A 25078-nucleotide genomic window follows, 5' to 3' on the forward strand; every position below is an offset into this window, starting at 1 on the left:
AATCTAGTGAAGCTACATCCCGCTAAAACAAGCCAAAATCAGAAATTCAATAGGGCTTGTTGGAGTGATGATTTCAGGGAAGATATTATTTTTGGCGCTGGTCAAAAAGTGTAATCAGCCCCTGCCTTTTTAGCGGTAGCGCTATTAGGCCTTATTGCGTTGATAGGCAGCAGTTTATTGGTACCAAACAATTTACAGCAGCCTGCGGCCACTAAAATATCCGCTCAACTTAAGGTATTAACTCAGCCACGATTATTATTAGTGTATGCCATTACCGCATTAGGCTACGGCGGCACCTTTGTCGCGTTTACATTCTTAGCACCCATCTTAGAGCAAGTGTCTGGCTTTGAGTCTCATGCGATAGGTCTGATTATGTTGGTTTACGGCGTGTCAGTGGCTATCGGTAATATTTGGGGCGGTAAAATGGCCGACAAGTTAGGCCCAATCAAAGCACTGAGTATTATCTTTATCGGTTTAGCCACCGTATTAGTGATATTTAACTTTACTGCGGTTAACCCTATTGCAGCGGTTATCACCATTTTAGTGTGGGGCGCATTTGCATTTGGTAATGTGCCAGGCTTACAAGTTTATGTGGTTAAACTAGCGCAAGAGCATACACCTAACGCAGTTGATGTGGCATCAGGCCTCAATATTGCCGCATTTAATGTGGGTATTGCACTGGGTGCCTGGGGCGGCGGATTAATTGTTGAACAAGCAGGCTTAATGCATACCCCATGGGTTGGCGCGGTGATTGTATTGTTAGCATTAGCATTAACCCGCTACAGTGGCTCGCTAGACAATAAAACCAATAACACTGCGGTATCTCAGGCAACGGCGTAATGGTTTTTTCTGAGCTAGAGCGGCCGACAACAAGGCTAGTTAGCTCAAGTTAAGCCTTACAAAAAAGCGGAATCATAACGTATTAGCTGTTTAGCATTAAGCTAAGCAGCTAATTTACTTTTCCGACTGATACGGGGTTAATTTTGATTAGCTTGCTTCCTTAAAAACTTCTAATTCGAATTTCCCATCATAATCTGATAATTCACGTAATACATCATTTGGGTCTGCGTAGAAAAACTCTTTACGACCATTAACCATATTCACACGCTGACCAGCAAACTTATTATGTAGGTATTTTTCTAATGTAGGTGCGTCATCAGTAAACACAAATGCATGGACATCAAACAATTCAGGAACCGATGCATCCCCGAGCTCTTTGACACGCTCATTTGGATTTGCACGACGAGTCATACCTATTTTAACCACATCTCCCCCAAATGATGCCTTATTTGAGATGATGTATACGTAACCAGCACGCGTAGTTTGAGCTAAAGATATTGCTCTCTTTTCTTTTTCAATTAACTCATTTAGCTGTTGCTTATGAAGTTCATACAATGCTTTTTGTTCTTCTGCACCAGATTCTAGTTTAGCCAATTCTTCAGCCACTAATTTTTCCATCAATTTACGTTCTTTTTCAGCGTTCAACGCTGCCGATTGAATTCGCTTATCTTCACGTTCGGCTTCTCGTTTTAATTGGGCTTCTGCTCTCTCGTATTCTTTGATGTCTTGCTTAGCTTGGCTTAGCTCGTATGATAACCTTAGTTCTTCTATTTTTAGCTCTAGATACTCACTTTTTAGGTAAGTTTCAACAATTGTACCTGAACGGTTAATCTCATTGAATTTATCTCTGGCTCTATCTATAAACCGGTTGATATTATTCCAATCAACCATCGCTGCCGCTGCTTTAAACTCATTATCTAAGCAACGAAGGCGTAATTTTATTTCTCGGTTAATCAGTTTTTTGGCTTCTGACCTCCTGCCATTAACAACAACATCATTTCCCATTTTACATACACAAGCTTCCTTGCTACTGACTAAACGTTTTAGCGAGTCTTTAACATCAGCTAGCCTAAGCTCAATATCATCAACATCTTCACTGCTAATCAAGTTAATGTATGCGACTGAATCAGTAGTACCAACACCTAAGTAGTATTGAGATAAACGAATTTCGCTTTGTCTCAATTCTACTAATTTTGTCCGATAGTTAGATTGCAACTCACTATACTCATCTGAAAGTTCTAATAATTTTTTTTCTTCAAGTGCTGCTGGCTCGTAAATCTTTTGTAATGTTGAATGTTTTAAGCTCACTTCATTTAATTTTGAGCGTGAATTAAAAAGGAAGTATGTGGATATGAATAAAAATACGGATACCGCGATAACAATATACATAATACTAATCCTTTAGATAAATTCAGGCAGTTTGCTAGATACAGTGTTAACTGACGAATGTTCTTGTTTAATCGCCTCTCTTATTAATAAGCTTTCTCTGTACTCCTTAGCTTCAACATCAAAGTACCAATCACATTCGATACCAAGATCTTTCATTGCATTCGATACTTCTTGTGGTGTGACCTTGAAGAATTCTTTCCGGTAATTTTCAACATTTACACGCTTGCCGTTAAATTTTTGATGAAGCAATCTTTCTATCCGAGGTGCATCATCAACAAACGTTAATGTATGAACATCAAACCTAAAAGGTACACTAGCGTCGCCCAATTCGATTACTCGGTCCATGGGCTCAAGTCGGCGTGTCATGCCAATCTTAACAACACCCTCCCCAAAACTGCCAATGTTAGATATCACATAGATATACCCCACTCTAGTGATTTGAGCTTGTGAAGTAGCTCTTTCAAACTTAGCTTCTATTCTCTCAATCTCTTTTTGCATTTTGCTAATCTTGCTCTCCATATCAATTGCATTAGCACCATGCATTTTCAGAGCAAGCATTTTGGCTTTTTTCAAATCAGATTTACGATAATAAATCTCGTCCTCAAGATCTTCTGTATCTTGGCCTGATTGTTTGGCCTGTTCGCGTAAAAGAGCTTGTTGGGCTTTCTTTTGTTGGCTCAATTCTTCTTTGTGCTCTAACTCTTTGTGCCAAGTCAGTAGTTCTTGCGTTTTAAGAGCAACGTATTCACCCGAAATACAAACATTCGTTGTTTCACCAAGCTTTGCTAGTTGCTCTTCAAGTCTTAGCAGTTTCTTGCGAGCCGTTTCATACGTAGAGTGGCGCATTTGCTTTCTAATTACATCGAATTCAGCATTAAACGCTTTAAGCAACAAGTTTTGGTAAGCAATAACCATTTCAGTACCCTTGCTCTTGCTGCCGTCCCAAGTCCAACTTGAATAAGCAGTTGTTGCATCTCCCCGTAATATCAAGATCAATTGTTGCTCTCGGCATTGATAGATCTGCTCTTTTAATAACTCAGTATCATCGAATTTAAAGGCTGGAGGTAATAACCCAGCATCAATAAACGCCAGTCTATCTTTGTTATGTTGTAAAGGTTCTATTAACTGCTGAAAAACGGATTGACCTGCAGATTTTTTCTGTTGAACGTCTTGAAACGACTTCTTCAGCTCATTAGCGATTTCTTCCACAGATTTATTTTCAAGTAACTTCTCTATAAGACCAATTTCATTGGTAATTTGCGCACGCTTTTTTGAATTGGAATAAATAAAAAACAGGTTTAGTGTGGTAAAAATAATCAATATTATTGTGATTATTTGATATGGCGTTGGTTCGTTAAGCATCGTAGTAGCACCTTCCATGGTCATTAAGATTTTTACCTTACTAAAGTATTCAGATAATTGCTTCTAAATATTACCTTTTTGAGAAGAAGGATTAACTCAAAATAAGATGATTAAATCTAATAAAGTTATCCTATTTAGAGTTTGGAAACTTAACTCTGTGCGCACATCTGAGTCTTTTCAGCTTTAGTTAACTCAAGCCCCAATCAATTTTTGGCAGATGCTCAATAAACCACTCAAATCCGCGGCCTTGATGCTCTTTATGCCAGGCAAGATACAAGCTCTGGTTAGGCCGTGGAATTGAGCATTGTTTTTCAATTAACTCACCACTGTCAAAATAGCACTGCACCATGTGTCGCGGTAAAAAACCAATCCCCAAACCTTGGCGCTGTGCCGCTATTTTGGTTTCCATGGTGTTCACTTTAATCACTTGCTTGCTTTTAAACAGACCACTGCTGCGAGTCGGTAATACTTGTGCAGTATCGGCCACCACAACCGAGGCATATTCGGTGAGTTTGTCGGCTTCTAATACGCCATCAACAAATGCCAATGGATGATGTGGCGCCACCGCAAACACGAATTCAATCTCGCCTATTTTATGGGTTTGATACACACCTCGAGGTAACTCGCCAGAAGCGCCAATGACAATATCGGCGCGGCGACTGTGTAAGGCATCCCAGCCACCGCCCACGGCTTCAACATCGATACTAATATCTACCGAGTGTTCGAGCTGATTAAATTGCTCGATTAACTGAAACAACGGCGCTTGAGGAATAACCGTATCGCGCGACAATCTAATTTCAGTTTCCCAGCCCGACTCTAATTGCTGCACAGAATCTATCAGTCGATTCGTGGCCAACAAAATATCGCGGCCATGCTCTAACACCAATTTACCCGCAGGGGTGAGCTGTGCCCGTTGTTTGCTGCGGTCAAACAACGCCGTGCCCATGTCGTCTTCAAGTTTTTTGATGGTGTAGGTTAATGCTGACGGCACTCGATACAACGACGCCGCTGCAGCTGCAAAACTGCCCTTGCGCTCAATGGCGTCTAGGGCCCTTAGTGCATCGATGGTAATGGCATGGTGCATGAATTTATCCTTATTCAAAAAATTTGAACTATTAACTCAGTTTATTCCGATTTTTTATTCAATCAAGTCCCAATATACTCATTATCAATCGCTGAGACAGGCTAAATAAGCCTTTAGTAAGCATCACAGAATAGTTTAAAAATATTGAGGATATACACAATGAAAGCACTCGTTAAACGCATTACACACTCTACTGCAGGCTTTAGCACATTGGCATTGCGTGTGCCTGTCGGGATTATATTTATGGCTCACGGCGCTCAAAAATTATTTGGTTGGTTTGGCGGTTACGGCCTAGAAGGCACTGGGCAATGGATGGCGTCAATGGGAATGGAGCCAGGCGTGTTAATGGCCTTTATGGCAGGCAGTGCTGAGTTCTTTGGTGGCTTATTTATTTTACTCGGTTTACTGACTCGCCCAGCCGCTGTCGCACTGGCTTTTACCATGGTGATTGCCATTGCCAGTGTTCACCTAAGCAACGGCTTATTTATGTCTAACAACGGTTATGAGTATGCTTTGGCATTATTAGCGGCCAGCGTGTCATTGGCACTGTCAGGTTCAGGCAAAGTCGCAATCGATAACGCTATTACCACTCGATTAGCTAAGTAACCTCAGATCAAATTAGCAAACCCAAATTTCGTATATACCAATCAGATCAAAACACAACTCTGATTGGTATAAACGTATATTAAGCGATAGGAGAACATCATGATCACTTTACGTCCGGCAAGCGAGCGCGGCACCGCCAATTTTGGTTGGTTAGACAGTAAACACAGCTTCTCATTTGGCAGTTATTATGACCCAGAGCATATGGGCTTTTCAGCCCTGCGAGTCATTAACGATGATAGCGTTGATCCAGGTGCAGGATTTGCCACTCATGGCCATCGCGACATGGAAATTATCAGCTATGTGTTACAAGGCTCCATTGCCCATAAAGACAGTGAAGGTAATGTTGAAGTGTTACCCGCAGGTGAGTTTCAGCTTATGTCGGCCGGCAGCGGTATTACTCACAGTGAATACAATGCGTCTAAAACCGAGCCATTGAAGTTTTTACAGATTTGGATCCAGCCCAATACCTTAGGTAATACGCCAGGGTATCAGCAAAAAAACTTTGGCCAGGCTATAGGATTAACCACCATTGCCACGCCAACAGGCGAAAATGACACCCTGCACATAAAGCAAAATGCGACCTTATCACAATTGATTTTAGCGCCGCATTCAGAGCTGACTTACACCATCGCTGCGGGGCGAAAAGTCTATGTGCATCAAGTTGCAGGTGAGCTAAAAGTCGAGTCACAAAGACTCGCGGCCGGTGATGGTGCAAAAATTACTGAGCGACAAACTATCACCTTTAAAAATCAATTAGACGACCAGTCTACTGCACTATTATTTGATTTGCCTTAATGCCAACACTCGTGATGCCTGTGATAATGCTATCGCAGGCAAACGTTTCGTTCACCTGATTAATTAACAAGCGGTACACCAAGCTTTTCTGGAGTATTAACGTGCTGCGCGCCTCTTAGTTTTAGCGCACTAAACACGCCAATAGCAGCCATTAAGCCCATCGCAACTTGCACGCCAATCACTGCAGTAAAGCCGTTTTGCCACAGGTGAATAATCTGCTCAGCAAACATCAGCCAATCGGCTATCAATGTTATTAATAACAGTGCACTAGTAAGCAATAATAAGCGGCTAATATGGCGTTTAACATTGCCAATGTTAATACTCACTAACATGGTCGCTAACAAAGCCAGTACAAAGCAGGCAACAAGCCAATCACCGCGGGCTGGCAACGTGGCAGGTAACACTCGCTCACATAAAAAGCCAACCGCTGTGGCCACAATAATGCCACCACATCCACCCATAGTGACGGCACTTGCAATGGCAATACTGCGCGGCGAAGAATGACGCTGGGTGCGGCGTTTATTAATCCACAACATATTGCCTGCCACAATCATCGCACTAATGGCGATGGCTAAAATGAAGTATAAAATCCGCACATCCATACCGGCAAAATTACCAAAATGCAGCGTCACTAACACATCGCGTCCCTGGCGGAATACATTGTATTGTTCAGCATTGACCTTATCGACCACGGCACCATTAGCAATACGATAAGTCACTTCATCACGCTGGGCAAAACTGGCGGTATCACTACCACGAATTTGCACTAATGCATTGTCGGCGCCGTAATGATGAAAAATCACATTACGTAATTCAAAATTGTCTTGCTGCCGCGTTTGCTCAATCAACTCAAAAGCGTTGTCCATTATCATCGGTGTTTGGCTGCGAGGCTCAACCACTCGTTTAAAGCCTGCATCATTAAACAAGGCTTGTTGATCGCCTTGGTAAATAAACATCGCAAACGCCAATTGAAACACAATGGCTAAATTTAACACCAAGCCACTTAAGGCATACATTAAGGTCAACGGCAGCGTCATGACGCCGACCACAGTGTGTAAATCTAATAACTTATCGCGCCGCTGCTTATCCACTCGATACTGAAAAAAGTGTTTGAACAGTTTGCGGGCATGAATAAACACCCCAGAGATTAGGGCAAACAAAAACACTAATGTCACCATCCCGATGAGGTAGCTTCCACCGGGTAAATGCAGGTTGTAATGCAACCGATAAATAAATTGCGATAACAAGAAGTCATCTTTACCCGCAACCGTTTCACCGGTTTTAGGATCCACCAGAATGGCTAAAGATTGACGGCCACTTTCTGCGGCATCGTCGAGCACTTCCATATAAAAAATATAATAAGGTACTAATGCGGTGGGCATATTGATCCGAAAACGCCCTTGTTGATCAAGCGGATATTCTGCCCGCTTTTGTTCAACTAAGCTGCCAAGCGGTATGTCTTGCTGACTACTTTGCACTGGGTGATGTGGCGTAATGGCCCACTGTGCGATTTCGTCATGGAACAGTGTAATCGCACCGGCCCAAAATACGATAAACAGTAATGGCGAAATGATAAGCCCAAGCCAACTGTGGGCTTCGACGAGGTTTTTAATCACTTTATGTGGGGCGTTAGCGCGAGGATTCATTACAGGCTTCATTAATAAACAGGAATATAAAACAACAACACATTGGCAACAGCAGTGACAACAAACCATTTACCACAAACAATACTGGCCGCTTTAGCAGTATTACGGCTGTAGCAATACGCCATCACCGCAACCCATAAACAAAAGCCTAACAGCATGCCAATAAACAATTTGGTATCTACCGCTAACGGCAACAAACGAAACACTATTAGCACCAGGCAGACAGCCAGTAATAACCCCCAACCAAAAGCTGCAAGCGACTTTAACCACATTTGATTTAACCTTACTGAATCCTGAGCGACGGGTTATTTAACGCCAACCAACATAATGCTGACAAATAATGCGAAACCGAACGAACTCACCCACATACTGCGGCCTTTGAAGTGAGCTGCGAGCAACACCAACATCATCCACATGGTCATGACGCAAATGATCACTAATAAACTAGCCACCAGCAAACTGTAGGTATGACTAAAACCCCACACAGCAAATAGCATAGCGGCACAACCTAGGCTCCACGCGAGTAGTTTAGGAAACGGCAGGCTAATAAGTTGCTGCTTATCAGACGCTAAATAAGCAAACAAACACCCTACCCATAAAGAAGAAACGCTGATGAGTTCCATAATGACTTAACCCGCAAATGCAAATGATAATAGTTTTCATTCATTATCATAAATAACAACAGTAAATACAAGCAGAATATCGGGCCAAACTTACGTTATTAGGCTAGGCCAACATCGAATAGCGCTATCGGCCATGAATGTCGATAATAACCTCATTAATTTGCTATTCAACTTGCTGTTCAAATAAGCGATAACGTTAAATGAGCAACATTGCTTAAACGAAATAAAAAGATTATTAAACAAAGAATTAACATGATCGTTGCGATTACAAAATCTCATGTATTCCAGTTTTAGCTTGCTGTATTATTAATAACTAATTTACTGACGATTGATTTCTTTACAAAGCAATAAGCATTGCTTAGGCTTAAATATTAACCAAATATAAATAAAGATTCGAACAGGGAGCGTACGATGAGATATTCCCTTATTTATTGCACTTAACGTGTAGAAAATAAGGCAACCTAATAGGCCAAAATCCATCGAGAACAACGTATGTGGCGTAGTAATTTTAGGTTAAGCAATGATATCGGCTTGGCAATTTATGATAGATCTCGTCGCCTTTGCCAGGCACAGTCATGACTCATCAAAGTTTATCCGACCAAGTAACACCTTGGTTGCGCTGGGTTACCTAAATGATCAGTGAGCTAAAGACTAACCACTACTGACATTTGCTATTGCAGCGCATTGAGATGATCCAACTCCCCTTAACAACGTAATACTCGATAGAGTTAACAACCGCCATGCGTCCCATCGTATTACGATGAGCGGTTTCGTGATGTATTGAGCGTCAACCAGCTGGGGAAACACCTAGTCAAAACTAAAAAGTGGGCGAGATAGTTATCAAGCCCAAGTTTGAGCATTAATTCACTGGAGAAGTGACCAATGGCAAAATTTATTTTAAACGGCAAACCGATGACTGCCGACGTAGAAAGCGACACCCCGCTTTTGTGGGTGATCCGCGATGAACTCAACATGACCGGCACTAAGTTTGGTTGTGGTATTGGTAGCTGCGGCGCGTGTACCGTACATATTGGTGGCCAAGCAACACGCTCATGCATTACCCCAATATCGTCAGTGGAAGGCGCTGAGATCACTACGATTGAAGGCCTATCTGAAAAAGGCGACCATCCGCTGCAAATCTCCTGGCAAAAACTGCAAGTGCCGCAATGTGGTTACTGCCAATCTGGGCAAATTATGCAAGCCGCCGCTTTATTAAAAGACAACCCAGCACCGACCGACAAAGATATTGACGCGGTTATGGGCGGAAACCTATGTCGCTGTATGACCTACGTGCGTATTCGTAGTGCCATTCATGAAGCTGCAAACTCAATCAAGGAGAGCAACGATGAGCAGACTGCCTAAACGTGGATCGGCTGGCATGACCCGCCGCGGTTTTTTAATTGCCATGACAGCAGTTGGTGTCAGCTTTGGGTTTCCTCGCCACTTAATGGCAGCCATGGATCCCGCTAGCCCAGACGGCAAAGTACTACCAAGTGAAGGCGACATTTATGAGCCGTCTTTATGGTACTCAATCGACACTGCCGGCAAAATTAAAGTCAACATTATGCGCTCAGAAATGGGCCAGCATGTGGGTACGGCTATTGCGCGTATTCTAGCTGATGAGCTTGAAGCTTCATGGGATGATATTGAAATTATCCACGTAGACAGTGACCCTCGCTGGGGCTATATGGTCACGGGTGGTAGTTGGTCTATTTCACAAAGCTGGCCTGTGTACCGTCAAGCGGGCGCCGCCGGTCGTACGGCATTAATTGAAGCGGCCGCTAAAAAGTGGGGCATTGCACCTGCTGACTGTAAAGCCAGTAACGGTAAAATCGTATCAAGCAAAGGCGAATTGTCGTTTGGCGAATTGGTCAAAATGGGCTTAACCCGCCAATTTACCGAAGAAGAACTCAAGCAACTGCCGCTTAAGCCCAATGCCGATCTTAAGTTGGTTGGCCAACAAGTCACCTCGCTTGATATCGCCAATAAAACCAATGGTAAAACCGTATTTGGTATCGACGCTAAAGTTGATGGCATGGTGTACGCCAACCCCATTTTGCCGCCAACGCGTTATGCCTCAAAAGTGGTTAAATTTGATGACTCAGCCGCCAAAGCGGTTAAAGGCTATCAACAAACAATCGTGTTAGATGATGCCAGTGGCAGTGTACCGGGTTGGTTAATGGTTATTGCCAGCAGCTTTTTTGCCGCACAAAAAGCCTCAAAACTAGTCAAAGTAACCTGGGATGCAGGCGAAACCGCTAATGTGTCTGAGGCCGATATTATTGCTCACGGTAAAACGTTACTCAACGACGCCAGCAAAGGCGGCATTTTAGATACGGGTAATGTTGAAACTGAACCAGCGTTTGCCAGCGCAAAAAGTACGATTGCCGAAGAGTACATCACCAGCACCGTACTGCATGCGCAAATGGAACCGTTAAATGCTTTGGTATTTAAAAATCCAGATGGTGTTTGGGAAGTGCATTCAGGTTGTCAGTGGCAGTCACTTACCTTGCCTGTATTAGCGACAGCATTAGGTGAAGACGAAGCTAACATCGTTATCCGTAGCTATATGCTGGGCGGTGGTTTTGGTCGCAGACTCAATGGCGACTACACCATTCCTGCAGCATTAACCTCTAAAGCATTAGGCGGCAAGCCAGTCAAAATGGTGATGATGCGTCCGCAAGATATGCAATTTGATAGTGCGCGCTCTGCTTCAGTACAGCAATTAAAAATGGCCTTTGATGATAAAAAAGCCGTTACCGCCATGGAACATCACGCTACGGCAGGTTGGCCAACACAAGTATTAGCACCCGGCTTTATGCCTAAAGGGGTTAATGGTCAGCCATTTGATCCATTCTCAATTGCTGGTGCCGATCACTGGTACAGCGTAGGCGCACAAAAAGTGCGGGCGGTGTCTAACGACTTAGCCATTGCCACTTTTAGACCGGGTTGGTTACGTTCAGTCGGACCAGGTTGGACAGGTTGGGCGGTTGAAAGCTTTATGGACGAAGCCGCGCATCATGCCGGTAAAGATCCACTGCAATTTCGCCTCGACATGCTAATTGCCGAAGGCCGTAACGCGGGGACCACACCTGTTGCTGCTGGCGGCGCTGCTCGTCAGGCTGCTGTACTGAAAAAAGTTGCTGAAATGATTGAGTGGGGCAAACCACAAGCCGAAAACACCGGTTTAGGCATTGCCTCTACCTTTGGTCAAGAGCGCGATATGCCTACCTGGGTGGCTTGTGCCGTTCAAGTGCAGGTAGACAAAGACAGTGGCAGCATCGAAGTACAAAAACTGTATATCGCGATTGATGCCGGGATTATTGTTGATCCTAATGGCGCTGAAGCACAGTGTCAGGGCGCGGCGTTATGGGGCTTATCAATGGCTATTCATGAAGGCACCGAGATCGTTAATGGTCAGTATAAAGACTCAAACTTTAGTACTTATACGCCAGTACGTATCTACCAAACGCCAGAGATAAAGATTGAGTTTATCCCAAGCACTCAACCACCTTCAGGTTTAGGTGAACCAGCAGTAACGCCAGTAGCGCCAGCTATAGCCAACGCAATTTATAATGCGGTTGGTGTGCGCATGCGTAAGCTGCCAATGAAGCCAAACGATCTTAAAAACAAACTGACTAGCATTTAATATGCTTTAGTTGTTTGAATAAGTCACACCCAATAAGCCCGACGATTTTCATCATAGTCGGGCTTTTTTTATCTCCGCTATACTACTTTTATCAACCGTAATACCAACCCTCTCAACCATAAGACTGACAAAAAATAATTTATTCATATTGTGACTTTTTAAAAAAGCCAATAAAAAACAGTTACAAACAACACCCACCACAAAGCAGCACTATACTAATCTAACCTGAGATCGGGATAAGGGATGAACTTATGCTATTTAAAATCAACATGTTACTCCTCCTAACTTTCAAGCTTGTGATTTGTTCTGCTAAGAAGGCGAATTGACGCGTCAATAGCTAGCCTATTGTAAGTCGATTCAACGCAGTTAGCAGGGCAAAGGACTGTTTGAAAGGAATTTATTATCCCGATCTCAGGTTAACTTACTAATTGTTAAAAAAAAGTGACGAATTTAACTTATAATTATGAATAAGCATTGCCACATCCTTGAGTATTCTATGCCAAAAAGTATACCTGCAAATTTAGAAGCCATACTTCTAGAAGGAATAGAAATTTCGCCAAACTGCTTAGGCGTAATCAACAGTGACAAGGAAGTTATATACCCAATCAACTTGAAGATCCGTGTTTCAGAGCTTCACCGTGTTTTCAATACTAGGCGCGTTAATGCGGTAATGTAGGTACCTTATTAATTAGCGCAACAACGTAGTGGGAACACGGTGAAACTCCCAAAGGGCAAGTTTTACACGCGTTTATGCTGCGTTATTGATTTTGGAAAGGGAATAACCATTACCCGCAATCAATGCCTTGTCTAAACGCTTGTAAATTCTTGCTGAAATCGAGCATCTTCAGGTTGTTTGGGTATATATTGCAATCAACATTTTGCCAGCATATTTGGTACTACAGTACAAAATGCAACGGGCAAAAAGTCTGCCGATTTATTGCGCAACGCTTGGGAAACCAAACAAGGCGTCATTATCAACACCGACAATTTTGAGCAATGGTTGGCAAACCTGCATAAGCTGCATTCAGACAAAGCGCTTAATCAATACGAAACTGACTTAACAGATGGGCGCTGGTTTAAAATGACCAGAATTAATCTCGACAGTGGCAATACCATCATTATGGGCGTTGATATTACCGAATTAAAAAATGCCCAAAAAGCATTAGAAGATGCCCACCAACATATTGAAAATCTGGTCAATACCGATCAACTCACCGGTGTACACAATCGCCGTTCATACAATCAAATCGCCAAGCAAGAATGTGCCCGCGCGATTCGGTTTAATCAACCACTCTCTTTGTTGGTTATCGACATCGATTACTTTAAAGCGATTAATGACTGTTATGGTCATATAGGCGGTGACCAGATACTCAAAGAGTTTGCCCAAACCTGCGATAAGTTATTGCGCCAATCGGACTCGTTATCACGCATTGGTGGTGAAGAATTTACCGCGATTTTACCGATGACAGATCAAAATGAAGCCAAGGTGATTGCCGAGCGAATTAGAGCGCAAATAGCTCAACATTCATTTTATGTGGCACAAACCAGTAAGGGGATTAATATTACCATATCAATTGGTTGTAGCACGCTCACCGAGGGTGACACCTCAATGAACGAGCTATTTTGTCGTGCAGATAAAGCCTTATATAGCGCCAAACATGGCGGCCGCAATAAAGTGCAATAAACACAATATAAACAGATTAGCGACCGCAAGATTAACGCAAAATGTATTTTTATAGACGTTAATGACCTTCGGCAAACAGGTAATTTAACCAACCTTGCATTCTTAACAAGACTTTCCGCATAACAGCGACATGGCTAAAGTGATCGGTATAAACCGCTGCCTGTCCGGCCACACCAGCAGGTAATGACTCCCTTAAAGCATCATCTTCGAGCTCAATCAACACTAACACTCGGCCCCGTTGAAACAATCTATCAGACGACTGTAAATTACCACTAAATTGCAACTCACCTTCAGCCATTGCCGGTAAAACTTTAGACACTTTGCCTTTAAACACTCGCCCAGGCATTGCATCAATAATCACTTCAGCGTCATCTCCCTCTTTTAACCTTAACAATGAGTTTTGCCAAAAAGCGCCAGCAAAGTAACGGGTTTCAGCAGGGATAAAAGTCAACGCTGGGCGTAAAGGTAATGGCACAGCCATGGCACCTTCGCGCAAGGCAAGTTGTGTTACAACACCATCAGACGGGGCTCTCACTACGGTTTGCGCTAAGTCATACTCAGCTTTAGCTAAGTCAGCCTGAAGCCCTGCAACCTTGGTATTGACGCCATCAAGGTTAGACTCATAAGCTAAGCGAGTACGTAACGCTTCGGCACTTGCGGCATTAAGCTGTGCAGAGGCCGAAACAAACAATTGACGACGATTATCGAGTTCTAACTCAGTAAAAGGCGAGTTACGCCCGCCTTTTTTATGGCCCTCTTCATAACGTTTATACGCAGATTCAGTGCGGTCTTTATCTGCTGTGGCCTGCTCCACTTTAGCAGCGGCTATGTTAAATGCAGCTTCAAGTTGCGGCACTTGTAACTCTGCCTCTTTTAACGCTGCTTGTTTTTGCTTAACCACCGCAAGGTAAGGTGTAGGGTCAATTTTAAATAGCACATCGCCCTTTTTAATCGGCGAATTAGCTTTTACATTCACCTCTGTCACTAATCCTTTAACAGCTGGCACAATAGGGATAGTGACAAAGTATTCTCGGGCAAAACGGGTGTATGGGTGGTTATAATTCATCAACATTAATAAGGTACCGATTAACACAATACCGCCAAGAATGGCTGTCGGCACGGTCCATTTAGTTAATGGGATCTTAAATATTTTAAAAATCGCGATACAAATGGCGGCATAAGTCAGTATGAGTAATAAGTCCATGATTATGCCTCTTGTGGTTTATCATCTGATTGGGGCGGTTTGCCCACTGCGACGGGTTGCTCTAACGCCGTTAAGCGTTCGTTTAACGCGCTCACATGCTGAATTAACTCTTTTACCTCTCCTTCTAGTATTAATTCTCGTTTGCGAGAATCACTAAACCCCCAACCTCTATCTTCACGATATAAGGTGGCCCATATCCATAAAAATGGCCAAATTGCATGCAAGGTGAATAAACTGACCCAGCCGGCAATATGTAAGGCGTCTTGTTGGGGGTGATTGCGTTTTTTGGCAATCTCATAGGGAATATCGTGGATGGCAATAATGCCGTAGAAAATAAAGATGATGACAAAAAAAAGCACACCTAGCGCAAAGTAGTCTAAGAACATGTATCCTCCCAATTTCCGCCGTAAATCCTTGTGAGTATAAAAATAAGTTTGGCGGTATATTGAGTATAAGACTGTTCAAAAAAAGTACACTTCAATCCAATAAAAAAACAGAGAATATTCACACTTACATAAAAGAGAATTGCTCATTTCGAAATATGATATTCACTTTGAGTTTACAGCAAGGTTAACTGACATTAACGGGTCAGTATTTTTACACCTATTCATTAGCCATTTTTTGCAAAAACTCTAAACGCTGCATTTCTTGCTCGTCAGGCTGCCAGGGCTCATCAGACAGTTGTTCAACAGCAAATCCCCCTAACTCATAGCTCGACTCATTACTGCGACCATAACGTGTTAACTCCCCAGGTACTGCTGGGCGGCGCTCCAACACAAAACTCCCCAGAGTAAACTCACCATCTTGCTTAGGCAGCACGCCTTTGTAGGCTTTGAGCTCCATTTCAACCTCACCTTCAGACAGTTTTTCAGAGGCGGTTAACAGCGCTACAGGCTGTTGATTTGTAGTATATAAATTGGCCCTTACCCGATAATAACCGGCTTTTTCGACCGTGAGTTTTAGTGGGATTAACATATCACTCCCCTCAGCCCGCACCTCACCGACACCGGTAATGGTCGCTGCTGGGTAGCTATATTCAATGCCCGTCGTTAAGGTCTGCTTTTTACCTTTAGCGCTAAAAGTAACATTGACCGACATCGGGCCATCCCATTCTTCTGTGGCATCGAGTTGCACTGTCCAGAGCCCGTTTTGCCCCGTCATCTCATCTTCAGTCAACACCGGTGCGCTTGCATCGGTTTCACTGTTAATCGAGGCGCTGACACCGCTAATCGATAAACCATTAACCTCTAACGTCACCGTGACGGGTTCAGGAAAACTAAAGCGATATTTAGGCATCACTATACTCGCGCTGGCCCCCCCTTCTAACATCACAGGTTGTGGCACATAACGATTAGGGTTTAACAAATGAACATCATCAATCCCAAGCGGCACCGAATACGCAGGCAAAGAAAGCTCTTGTGCATAAGCTTTAGCAAGCAATGAAAAGCGCTCGCTCACCGTCTCGGGTACGGTTTCTTTTACGGTAACTTGCTTAGGCTTCATCGGCTTTACCACACTGGGTTGATGAGTAGCGATTTGAGAGTCTTGGTTTGGAACAACTGCCTGGGCCAGCGTGGGAGCTGGCTCAGACAAGAGATACCAATATCCTGCACATCCGCTGAGCAGGGCAACAATACTGATAATTTTTTTATGTTTCATAATGGCTTAACTCGCATTGAGTTGGGACTAATTTGCGGCCTGATAAACCAATGACGACATGCTGGTTCTCTCTGAGTTACTTACCACTCTATAACGCGAACTAAAAATCCACCAGCCACGTTTTTCGTCATAGGCAGTAAACTTGATGTTGTCGCCATTTAAGTAAGCCGAACTATTATTGGCGGTGGTCACTTCATCTTTAGCGCTGCTGCCAATGGTGTCGTTGTGGCTATAACCTTCACTCATCAACATAGGATAATGGTAAGGCATAAATGCACTTGGGCCACTAACCGAGGTTAACTTGCCGTCAAATGCAACACTGCGCGAGCAACTGTTATAACCGCTGGCAGATGCCGCACCACAACTAGAATGACTTGCAACTACACCGTCATCTTCGCCTGGCAAAAAAGCCCCAGTTGTTCCTAAAAAATCTGAACCTGCGCCAGCAAAACGTAAGCGCGGTACTCTGCTGTCGGGAAATGAAGCTAATTGACGTGCGGTATTCACTCGTAAATCATTTAACACCCCAATGTTAGATGATGACGGCGTAGCACCGAGCCATAACGACACCGCGAGTTTGACAGCGGAATTAATTAAACCCGAACCATTAGCCACATTGACTGCTAAATCAGCTAACTCAACACCGCCACCAGCACCCGCGAAGTCGAACGTTGCCACAATATTAAGCGGCTGTAGGCCAGCATTTTGCAACCATAATGCTTGGTTATCGATAATATATCGCGTCACTAAGTCACCTGTTGAATGGCTCACAAACACACATCCATTAGCACAGGTGCCATCGCGCGACATCTGTTGCAGTTTTGGCCAAACATATTGGCTAGTGATTTTATCGGCTACTCGCTCTTGCGACGGCCAATCAATACGCTCGTCGGCTCTGTCGCGCCAATATTGCGCCCAATAATCAGCACCATTATTGCTCACCTGTGCCCCAGTAGGTTTGCTTTGTAAGTTATCCGGCTGAAAGCCATGCACCAATACCACTGGATAGCCACTGACTGCCGCTTGTGCTGCGCAACTGAATAAACCAGCTAACAGCAACAACATCGATTTTTTCATGGGTTGTCCTCTTTTTATCTGCTACAGCATCAAATTTGCTGTTAGCAATTATTTATAGTTTTGTTAATACATCCATGTGTTTTGTTACAACTCCGCACTCAACATAGAGCAGATAAAAAACATTGCAAGCCTTAATAAACAGGCTAAAAACCTTGTTACAGGCCGACAAAACAGCGCGTTGTTTGAATTAACTAAAGGCGATAAAAAGAACAGTGGCGAAAGCTTTTATCTGTCGGCTGCTATAGACAATTGTCAGCTGACAAGGGATTCAAAAAGCTGTTTTAAGCTTTTACTCCAACTATTTTATTTAAGCAGGTGTAATGTTGGTAAATCAAAAATTAACTATTGGATTAAACCGTGACCCACTCGGTATAAACAAAGCAAATTGTGTTCAATTTATGCTTATACTAAGACGTGCTGCAAATGAGCTCGCAACGGATTGGTGAAAGGATGATGGATGCATTACTAAAAAGAACACCTACATTGTGCATATGTTTTATGCTGGCAATGTGTTTATCTGCAGGAGTAAAGGCCGATACGCTCGAGCTTTCAACCATAGAATGGCCACCTTTTACTGGCAGCGCTCTCCCCAAGCATGGCATCAACAGTGAAATCATTACCCAAGCATTGAGTTATCAAGGTCACACGCTCGCCATCGGTATTTTGCCCTGGAACCGAGCATCCCGAACTGTAAAAACAGGTCAAGTCATCGGCTATTACCCCACTTACTATAATCCCTCTAGCGAGTTATTGTTTTCAGAACCCATAGGCGCCAGCCCTATCGTACTGATAGAACGCAAAAGTAACCCGATTATTTGGGACAAGGCCAGCGATTTAAATCATTATGAATTAGGAGTACTAAAAGGCTATATCAATACCGTTGAAATAGACGACATGATTGCCAATGGCAGCCAAAAGTTTGAGACGGGTATCGATGAAAAACAAAATATTTTAAAGCTGGCCGCTGGCCGAATCGATGCCATCATTATGGACGTTAACGTGTTTGAATATCTAAAGTCTGATCCACAAGTAGCAAAAGTTGCTCCGCTATTACAAGTGAACCCCAAAATCGTGCAAGATAAAACGTTGCACATCACTTTTAATAATACTCAGGAGGGTAAAAAGTGGTGCGATACTGTCAACCAGGGCTTAGCGCAATTTGACGTTCAAGCTATGCAGGATGCGTTATTAAAGCCGGTAAAGTAGCAGTTTAACGGCACTCGTAGATATCAAGCGCTATCTATTTTTGTCACCATCCCTGCTTATGTGTCGACCGCTATAGCTGGTATTTCACCCACAATTTATAGAACACCGCATTGCACTCGGGGTTGCTGTCCATTTTACCGTCTCTATCACAATCGGAGCCGGTTAAGGTTTTCATTACATCAGTGCCATAATTGGCAATATCGTCTGCTTCAGGCGCCACGAACACTGTGACCTTAGGCGAGTGCTCAATAAAATCAGCGACATTTTCATAAGACAAAAACTCCTCTTTAGAAATAATCTCACTGATATCACGGGTCGGTAATTCAGACGCCACAACAGACACAGACATCAGCATTAACACTGCACCTAAACACACATTGAACCCATTCACTTCTCTCTCCATCACCTAGCCGAGGTAAATTAACTAAATAGCAGCTAAACCGTATTATTGATGTTCAGTTAAATATTGTATGGCTTTTTTATTGCCCGCTTCTGCGCTTTTTTTAATCCACTGTTCACCAGCAGCTTGTTGTTGATTGGTAATTAAGCCTTGCCCTAAAAGATATTGGGCATCATTTTGTCCTCGCTCTGCCGCTTTAGTTAACCAACTTATACCAAGCTCGCGATCAACCTCAACACCTTCACCATTTAAATAAATTTCACCTAAATTTGCCATGGATACCACGCTACCCCACTCAGTAGATGCCTGGTAAAGTGAAATCGCTTTATCAATGTCTTTAGCCACACCATGGCCTAATCGGTACATTTCGCCTAGGTTATTGGCGGCTTGACTTTGATTATTGGCGACCGCCTTCTCATAGTGAAAAAGGGCTTTTTGATAATCTTGATCGACGACTTCACCAAAAAAATATAAGTTGCCAATAAGCTCATCGATGTCGTATTTTTTTATTTTGGCGTACTCATGATACAGCGCTAACCCCTTATCGATATTTTGGGGCACGCCTTTACCTTGTAAATATAATCGAGCCAACCTCATGCAAGAATATGAATTTGAAAGGCCTTGTTGATACCAATAAACGGCCTTGTCAATATCATGATGCGCTGGGCTCTTGATTTCATAAATCCAGCCTAAGTAAGAGGCTGCATCTTGACGACCTAACTCATAAGCCTTTTCAAAATATGAAATAGCCTTATCAAAATCAGGCGTTACAGAAGGGCTTTTTGAGTAAATGATGCCGATATAAAAAGCCGCACTTTCATCATATTCAGTAGACGCTAACAAGTAAGATAATGCCAATTCGTCGTTTTTTTCTGTGCCGGTCCCTAGGTGATAACTTTGACCTAATTGAAAATATGCAGGCGTAAAACCTAAGTCGGCGGCCTCTTTATAGTATAAAAAGCTTTGTTTATCGTCTTGTTCAACACCATTGCCAAGGCGCGACATGGTACCTAAATTAGTTAATGCATTGGGGCTACCCAATGCTGCAGCTTGATAAAACAACGGCAGTGCAATGTCTAAATCTCGCTCAACCTTGTCACCGCGCAAATAAATCGCGGCAATATTATTGAGCGCAATGGCATTACCTTGCTCTGCCGCTAACGTATAAAGTTGTAACGCGGTATTAATATCTTCAGGAACCAGCTCACCCTCTTCATACAGTAAGCCTAAATTGACTTGAGAGTCGGCATCACCCAACTCTGCCGCTTTATGGTAAAGCTCTACCGCTGCTAATTTATTTTCAGCAACACCCCAACCAAAATCATATATTTGAGCCAAATACCCCACCGCCAGTGGATAATTTTGCTCTACGGCAATAGCCAAATACTGGTGGCCAAGCTTAGGATTTTTATCTATTCCAGTACCGTTTAAATACTTTAACGCGATATTGTACTGAGCAATTGCAGAGTCACTGTCAGCCGCTAATTTGTACCATTGAAAAGCCTTTATTTGATCATTTACTTCAAAGTCATACAAGTAAGCCAGCCCCAAGTAGCAAGAAACTTGTGTTGACTCAGCTCCCGCAAGAAAGTAGCGCTCAGCTTTGTGCAAATCTTGATAATTGGGTTCATCTAAATACAGGTAACCTAACTCACAATTTGCCATAGCAAACTGTTGATTAATTGCTTGTTGGTAATATGACACTGCGGTATCAATATTTTTATCGACAAACTCACCCTCACGGTAAAAAGACGCTAAATTAACCATCGATTGTGGATCATTTTGTTTCGCCGCTTCTTTATACCAATATAACGCGAGTGCATTATCTTCTTTAACGTCTAGCGCGCCCAAATCGTAAATCAATCCCAGCTCGCCCTGAGCTCTTGGGTGACCTTGTTTAGCCAGTTGTTGGTATAGCGCTAATGCTTTTTCAAGTTGGTTATCGTTGTAGTATGACTCGGCCAAACGCAGCTGTTCATCTCCATGTTGACGCTCAGCAGGTGCCATAGCGGAGCTATTATTGGTTGATGTCGAGGCGCAAGAGGTGAGCATTACCACACTCATGAAGATGAAAAGTAAGCGGTACATGTTATTCCTTTAACGATTATTTATCCTTTGCGTATCATAACGGTTAATAGATAAAAATAAAGCGCTAAGCCATTAATCGCAATACTTTAAAAGCACTGATTATCATTCTATTTAAAAGACATTCAATCATCCGCCTCCCACTTGCAATACAAGTGTATTGCAAAATTAAAATTTGACTATACACTCGTAATATAAATTTAGCGTTGAGCAGAGAGAATTATGAAAATTATCCTTAGTTGTGTGCTTGGAGCCATATTGTTAATCGCCATATTTGGTTTTAACCCTTGGGCGACCAGCGCAAAAAGTAAAACGCTGTTATCTACAACTTACACTGAGCTCGAAACAGGAGTAGAGCGCAAGGCCAATGGCATATACGAAGTGAGAGCGTTAACCAGAATGCCGGGCGTGTCGGCTGATATGGTGCGTTGGTGGTTTGCCGATTACTTGCAAACAACAGCGCATTATCAACGCTGGCACCCCAAGGCACATGTGTGGATGGATTGGGAAAACAAAGTCCCAGGTGAAGTGATTGGCGCCAGCCATTTAGTGCATGAATACATAGGTAAAGATCTTCAAAAACTGCGGATACAATTTGTTGATCCAACTGAGATTTTAGGTGAATATACCTCGCAGAGTGATCGCTTTATTATCTGCGCTAGAGCGGGATTATTAGAGCAACCGATTAATGGCGCCCAAATGTGTCATGTGGTACAAAACACTGAGTATGGCGCACAAATGCGTTCAGTTTTTTGGCAAGGCTATGTTGAAAAACGTCGTGGCAATGACACCGTATTTTCAATTGAAGGGCTACTTGGCAATACCGCAGTAGCAAGATTAATGCTCACAAATAAACAATCCGCTATCGATTTAATGACCCATGCCATTGAAGAGATGAATATTTTAGCAGGCTTCTTGCCTGAACTTTATCAACAACAAGGCCCAAAAAGTGAGTCCCAAACGAGTGAATAGTGGACGTAAAAAGGCTGTTGAAGCCGAAATAACCCGAGATCACATCTTGGTGAGTGCATCGACTCTGTTTTCGACTAAAGGTTTCGATGCTACCTCGCTACGTGAAATAGCTCAGCTTGCGGATGTTACTCACAGCACCATTACCCATCATTTTGGTGCTAAGCAAGATATCTGGTACGCCATATCCGATAGAAATATTGCCGACTACCAACAACAGTTGGCCATGTCGTTGGCGCAGGTGATAAAAAATGAACATGAACCATTAGCCGTGTTTAAAACTGCGGTGGAAGTGCTGATTGATACGTTATTACGTCATCCACAACTCGTCCGTTTAATCAGTATGGAACACGACATTAACAGCGAACGTGCAATATACCTTGATGATAAGCTTAACCAAACACATCACATGGTATCGAACCTATTTGACCAGGCCAAAGCCGTTTCGCCGCGGCTACAGCCTTTTAATGCAGACACCTTTTTAGTTGCATTACTGGGGCTTATCTCAGCGCCAGCACTGTTCCCTATTTTGCAAAAAACATTAACGCAAACCGACATCACCGACGCCAATTTTATCCCACACTACAAAGGGTTAATTATTAACATTTTGTTTGGCGAGTAACCCGTGATGAGTACGCCAATTTACCCTAGGCGCTATAGATTCAACATTGTCGGCCTCAGCGCCCCCTTGTTCGTTTTAACCTAAACTCGGGTTATTTAATGCCACTATATTTACATTATCTCTACAGGAAATACTTTATCCTGAAGATGCTCGATTTCAACAAGAATTTACACGCGTTTAGGCAAGGCATTGATTACAGGTAATGGTGTTCCCTTTCCAAAATCAGCTAAATTAACAAAAGCCGCAGCATAAACGCGTGTAAAACTTGCCCTTTGGGAGTTTCACCGTGTTCCCTGATTATTAAATCAAGAGCGTTGTTGCGCTAATTTATAAGGTACCTACATTATCGCATTAACGCGCCTAGTATTGAAAACACGGTGAAGCTCTGAAACACGTATCTTCAAGTTGATTGGGTATATACTGTCACCATTATTAAGTGAAATCTAAAGCAGCAAATGATGTTACCAACCGATAAAAACAACCCGCAACCACGCTTTGCAGGCGTATTACTAGTGATGGGTATCTTACTGATTGCGGCTAATTTACGCGCGCCGTTTACCGGCATTGCCCCTGTGTTAGAACAGATTATTGATCACTACACACTAAGCGGTTCACAGGCTGGTTTTATCACCACACTACCGCTTATTGCTTTTGCGATTATTTCCCCTATGGCAGCCATGTTTGCCAGAAGACAAGGCCTAGAGCAAAGCTTATTTGTCGCATTAATACTGATTTTATTAGGCATTTTAGCAAGAGTGTTCGACTCATCAATTATGTTATTTGTAGGCACTGCGGTTATTGGTGTCGGTATTGCCATTGCAAACGTGCTATTACCGAGTTTAATCAAACGTGATTTCGCCACAAAAGTAGCACTCATGACTTCTGCTTATGTCCTCACCATGGGAGTGGCATCGGGTGGTTTTTCTGCGTTGGTGTTTCCGTTGAGTCAATTAAATGGTTTGGGTTGGCAATTAGCATTGGGCTCGTCGGCAATATTAACTGTTGCCACTTTAATAGTGTGGATAGCCCAACTGGGTAAGCACACAAAACCTGCGAGCAGGTCGCAATTTGCGCCATCATCAAAAAGTGTATGGCGCTATTTATTAGCGTGGCAAATTACCTTATTGCTCGGCTTAAACTCATTTTTGACTTATATCATCATTACCTGGCTGCCCAGCATATTGACAGAAACCGGCCACTCAGCGGTTGAAGCTGGGGCATATCATGGCGCCTTTCAAATTGCGACAGCGCTCCCCGGCCTGGTATTAATCCCACTGCTGGCTAAGTTAAAAGATCAGAGTGCGCTGAGCTTTATTTTGGGATTACTCAGCGCCAGCTCCGCAATCGGGCTGTTATACATGCCTGACTTAGCGTTTTTCTGGACGATTATGTTGGGATTTTGTTCTGGGGGCTGTTTTATCTTGGGGCTGTCGTTTATTAGTTTACGCACAGATGACCCGCATCAAGCGGCTTCGCTTTCTGGTATGTCACAAAGTGTCGGTTATTTATTAGCGGCAATAGGCCCTATGATGGCGGGTGCTCTGCATACTTCAACAGGCAGTTGGAAAGGGCCACTGTGGTTATGCATTATTGCTGCGCTATTGTGTGCATTGTGCGGCTTCGGTGGCGGCAGAAATACCACGTTAAATAAGTCGGTTAACTCAGTCGGTTAGCAAACAAATACGTCCACATAACAAACTACGTTACCCTAAAGAATACCAACCCTTATTCGCATTTTAGCGAAAAGAACAAATTCGAATGCGGGTGGCTATAGCATCAATTTTATTGATAACCATCGTTAAGGCTTTTTATGTTTATTAAAGACAGCCCTGTCACTGCTGCATTTGCTATCGCCATCGCATCCATTTTGTGGGGAACAACCGCTACTGCAGCGAGCTTTGCACCTAATGTCAGCCCATTGGCTACCGGCGCATTTGCCATTGGGGTTGGCGGGGTGCTGATGCTATTGCGCTCAGCAAAATATTTGTTCGATTTATTACTGGCTCAGCCCAAAACCCCAATCATTGGCGGTTTGTCTGAGTAACAAGCATAAAAAATGTATGGTCCGCCTCGTTATTGCAAATGATATTTTCGATAACGAGGTTGGTTTGCGCTAATGTATTCGGAGTCTTCATTAGGTGCTTTACCACCCGCTCCACGATGAGTTCCGCGCTAGAT

Annotated in this window: 22 protein-coding genes and 2 pseudogenes; 12 read left to right on the forward strand and 12 right to left on the reverse strand. The window is 43.2% G+C overall.

Annotated features, from left to right (window positions below):
* A pseudogene (locus IEY48_RS17990) lies at positions 1 to 114 on the forward strand (ISAs1-like element ISSpu13 family transposase); the annotation flags it as partial.
* 12 nt (positions 115 to 126) lie between these two features.
* Positions 127 to 840, forward strand: a pseudogene (locus IEY48_RS17995) (MFS transporter); the annotation flags it as partial.
* Between the two features lie 147 nt (positions 841 to 987).
* Here the strand turns inward: IEY48_RS17995 and IEY48_RS18000 are convergent.
* From IEY48_RS18000 to IEY48_RS18010, 3 genes are all read right to left on the reverse strand, one after another.
* On the reverse strand, positions 988 to 2229 hold the full coding sequence (locus IEY48_RS18000) for a GIY-YIG nuclease family protein (protein ID WP_188922825.1): 1242 nt from the start codon (positions 2227 to 2229) through the stop codon (positions 988 to 990).
* A 12-nt stretch (positions 2230 to 2241) separates the two neighbouring features.
* The gene (locus tag IEY48_RS20470; protein ID WP_229786562.1) at positions 2242 to 3615 is read right to left on the reverse strand and encodes an SNIPE associated domain-containing protein; all 1374 of its coding nucleotides are present in this window, start codon (positions 3613 to 3615) and stop codon (positions 2242 to 2244) included.
* A gap of 163 nt (positions 3616 to 3778) precedes the next feature.
* Positions 3779 to 4675 (reverse strand): LysR family transcriptional regulator, encoded by an 897-nt coding sequence (locus tag IEY48_RS18010; protein ID WP_188922827.1) that lies wholly within the window; start codon positions 4673 to 4675, stop codon positions 3779 to 3781.
* A gap of 159 nt (positions 4676 to 4834) precedes the next feature.
* Here IEY48_RS18010 and IEY48_RS18015 point away from each other — a divergent pair, with 159 nt between their 5' ends.
* Both IEY48_RS18015 and IEY48_RS18020 read left to right on the forward strand, forming a co-directional pair.
* Positions 4835 to 5281, forward strand: coding sequence for a DoxX family protein (locus IEY48_RS18015; RefSeq protein ID WP_188922829.1), 447 nt, complete (start codon positions 4835 to 4837; stop codon positions 5279 to 5281).
* 99 nt (positions 5282 to 5380) lie between these two features.
* Entirely contained in the window at positions 5381 to 6076 is a 696-nt protein-coding gene (locus tag IEY48_RS18020) for a pirin family protein (RefSeq protein WP_188922831.1), read from the forward strand.
* A gap of 59 nt (positions 6077 to 6135) precedes the next feature.
* Here the strand turns inward: IEY48_RS18020 and IEY48_RS18025 are convergent, their stop codons facing one another.
* The 3 genes from IEY48_RS18025 to IEY48_RS18035 are packed head-to-tail and all read right to left on the reverse strand — an operon-like array spanning position 6136 to position 8345.
* Positions 6136 to 7722 carry a PepSY-associated TM helix domain-containing protein gene (locus IEY48_RS18025; RefSeq protein ID WP_188922833.1) on the reverse strand — a complete coding sequence of 529 codons (1587 nt, stop codon included), beginning with the start codon at positions 7720 to 7722 and terminating at the stop codon, positions 6136 to 6138.
* A gap of 11 nt (positions 7723 to 7733) precedes the next feature.
* Positions 7734 to 7994, reverse strand: a complete 261-nt coding sequence (locus IEY48_RS18030) for a hypothetical protein (protein WP_188922835.1) — start codon at positions 7992 to 7994, stop codon at positions 7734 to 7736.
* Between the two features lie 33 nt (positions 7995 to 8027).
* Complete coding sequence (locus tag IEY48_RS18035; RefSeq protein WP_188922836.1) at positions 8028 to 8345, reverse strand: hypothetical protein; 318 nt, start codon at positions 8343 to 8345, stop codon at positions 8028 to 8030.
* Positions 8346 to 9227: 882 nt separating this feature from the next.
* Here IEY48_RS18035 and IEY48_RS18040 point away from each other — a divergent pair.
* From IEY48_RS18040 to IEY48_RS18050, 3 genes are all read left to right on the forward strand, one after another.
* A complete protein-coding gene (locus IEY48_RS18040) occupies positions 9228 to 9707 on the forward strand; it encodes a (2Fe-2S)-binding protein (protein ID WP_188922838.1) in 480 nt (159 codons plus the stop codon).
* Positions 9691 to 11994, forward strand: a complete 2304-nt coding sequence (locus IEY48_RS18045; protein WP_188922839.1) for a xanthine dehydrogenase family protein molybdopterin-binding subunit — start codon at positions 9691 to 9693, stop codon at positions 11992 to 11994. Before IEY48_RS18040 ends, IEY48_RS18045 begins: the two co-directional genes overlap by 17 nt.
* An 853-nt stretch (positions 11995 to 12847) precedes the next feature.
* A complete protein-coding gene (locus IEY48_RS18050) occupies positions 12848 to 13678 on the forward strand; it encodes a GGDEF domain-containing protein (protein ID WP_188922841.1) in 831 nt (276 codons plus the stop codon).
* A gap of 58 nt (positions 13679 to 13736) precedes the next feature.
* On the opposite strand, the gene IEY48_RS18055 is transcribed toward IEY48_RS18050, so the two are convergent.
* From IEY48_RS18055 to IEY48_RS18070, 4 genes are all read right to left on the reverse strand, one after another.
* The gene (locus tag IEY48_RS18055; protein WP_188922844.1) at positions 13737 to 14882 is read right to left on the reverse strand and encodes an HlyD family secretion protein; all 1146 of its coding nucleotides are present in this window, start codon (positions 14880 to 14882) and stop codon (positions 13737 to 13739) included.
* A 2-nt stretch (positions 14883 to 14884) separates the two neighbouring features.
* Complete coding sequence (locus IEY48_RS18060; RefSeq protein ID WP_188922846.1) at positions 14885 to 15268, reverse strand: DUF3302 domain-containing protein; 384 nt, start codon at positions 15266 to 15268, stop codon at positions 14885 to 14887.
* A gap of 217 nt (positions 15269 to 15485) precedes the next feature.
* Positions 15486 to 16541, reverse strand: a complete 1056-nt coding sequence (locus IEY48_RS18065) for a hypothetical protein (protein WP_188922848.1) — start codon at positions 16539 to 16541, stop codon at positions 15486 to 15488.
* 27 nt (positions 16542 to 16568) lie between these two features.
* A complete protein-coding gene (locus IEY48_RS18070; protein WP_188922850.1) occupies positions 16569 to 17618 on the reverse strand; it encodes a hypothetical protein in 1050 nt (349 codons plus the stop codon).
* 450 nt (positions 17619 to 18068) lie between these two features.
* Here IEY48_RS18070 and IEY48_RS18075 point away from each other — a divergent pair, with 450 nt between their 5' ends.
* Positions 18069 to 18824, forward strand: a complete 756-nt coding sequence (locus tag IEY48_RS18075; protein ID WP_188922852.1) for a substrate-binding periplasmic protein — start codon at positions 18069 to 18071, stop codon at positions 18822 to 18824.
* 70 nt (positions 18825 to 18894) lie between these two features.
* Here the strand turns inward: IEY48_RS18075 and IEY48_RS18080 are convergent, their stop codons facing one another.
* Positions 18895 to 19215 (reverse strand): hypothetical protein, encoded by a 321-nt coding sequence (locus IEY48_RS18080; protein ID WP_188922854.1) that lies wholly within the window; start codon positions 19213 to 19215, stop codon positions 18895 to 18897.
* Between the two features lie 54 nt (positions 19216 to 19269).
* Positions 19270 to 21312 (reverse strand): tetratricopeptide repeat protein, encoded by a 2043-nt coding sequence (locus IEY48_RS18085; RefSeq protein WP_188922856.1) that lies wholly within the window; start codon positions 21310 to 21312, stop codon positions 19270 to 19272.
* Between the two features lie 219 nt (positions 21313 to 21531).
* On the opposite strand from IEY48_RS18085, the gene IEY48_RS18090 reads away from it, so the two are divergent.
* The 4 genes from IEY48_RS18090 (at position 21532) to IEY48_RS20475 (ending at position 24944) form a co-directional block, all read left to right on the forward strand.
* On the forward strand, positions 21532 to 22281 hold the full coding sequence (locus IEY48_RS18090; RefSeq protein ID WP_188922858.1) for a DAPG hydrolase family protein: 750 nt from the start codon (positions 21532 to 21534) through the stop codon (positions 22279 to 22281).
* Positions 22259 to 22900 carry a TetR/AcrR family transcriptional regulator gene (locus tag IEY48_RS18095; RefSeq protein WP_188922860.1) on the forward strand — a complete coding sequence of 214 codons (642 nt, stop codon included), beginning with the start codon at positions 22259 to 22261 and terminating at the stop codon, positions 22898 to 22900. Before IEY48_RS18090 ends, IEY48_RS18095 begins: the two co-directional genes overlap by 23 nt.
* Before the next feature lie 455 nt (positions 22901 to 23355).
* A complete protein-coding gene (locus IEY48_RS18100; protein WP_229786564.1) occupies positions 23356 to 24573 on the forward strand; it encodes an MFS transporter in 1218 nt (405 codons plus the stop codon).
* A gap of 137 nt (positions 24574 to 24710) precedes the next feature.
* The gene (locus IEY48_RS20475; protein ID WP_229786566.1) at positions 24711 to 24944 is read left to right on the forward strand and encodes a hypothetical protein; all 234 of its coding nucleotides are present in this window, start codon (positions 24711 to 24713) and stop codon (positions 24942 to 24944) included.
* Positions 24945 to 25078 lie beyond the last annotated feature (134 nt).

Source organism: Shewanella saliphila (genome assembly GCF_014648295.1).
In the GTDB taxonomy this organism is placed as follows: Bacteria; Pseudomonadota; Gammaproteobacteria; order Enterobacterales; family Shewanellaceae; genus Shewanella; species Shewanella saliphila.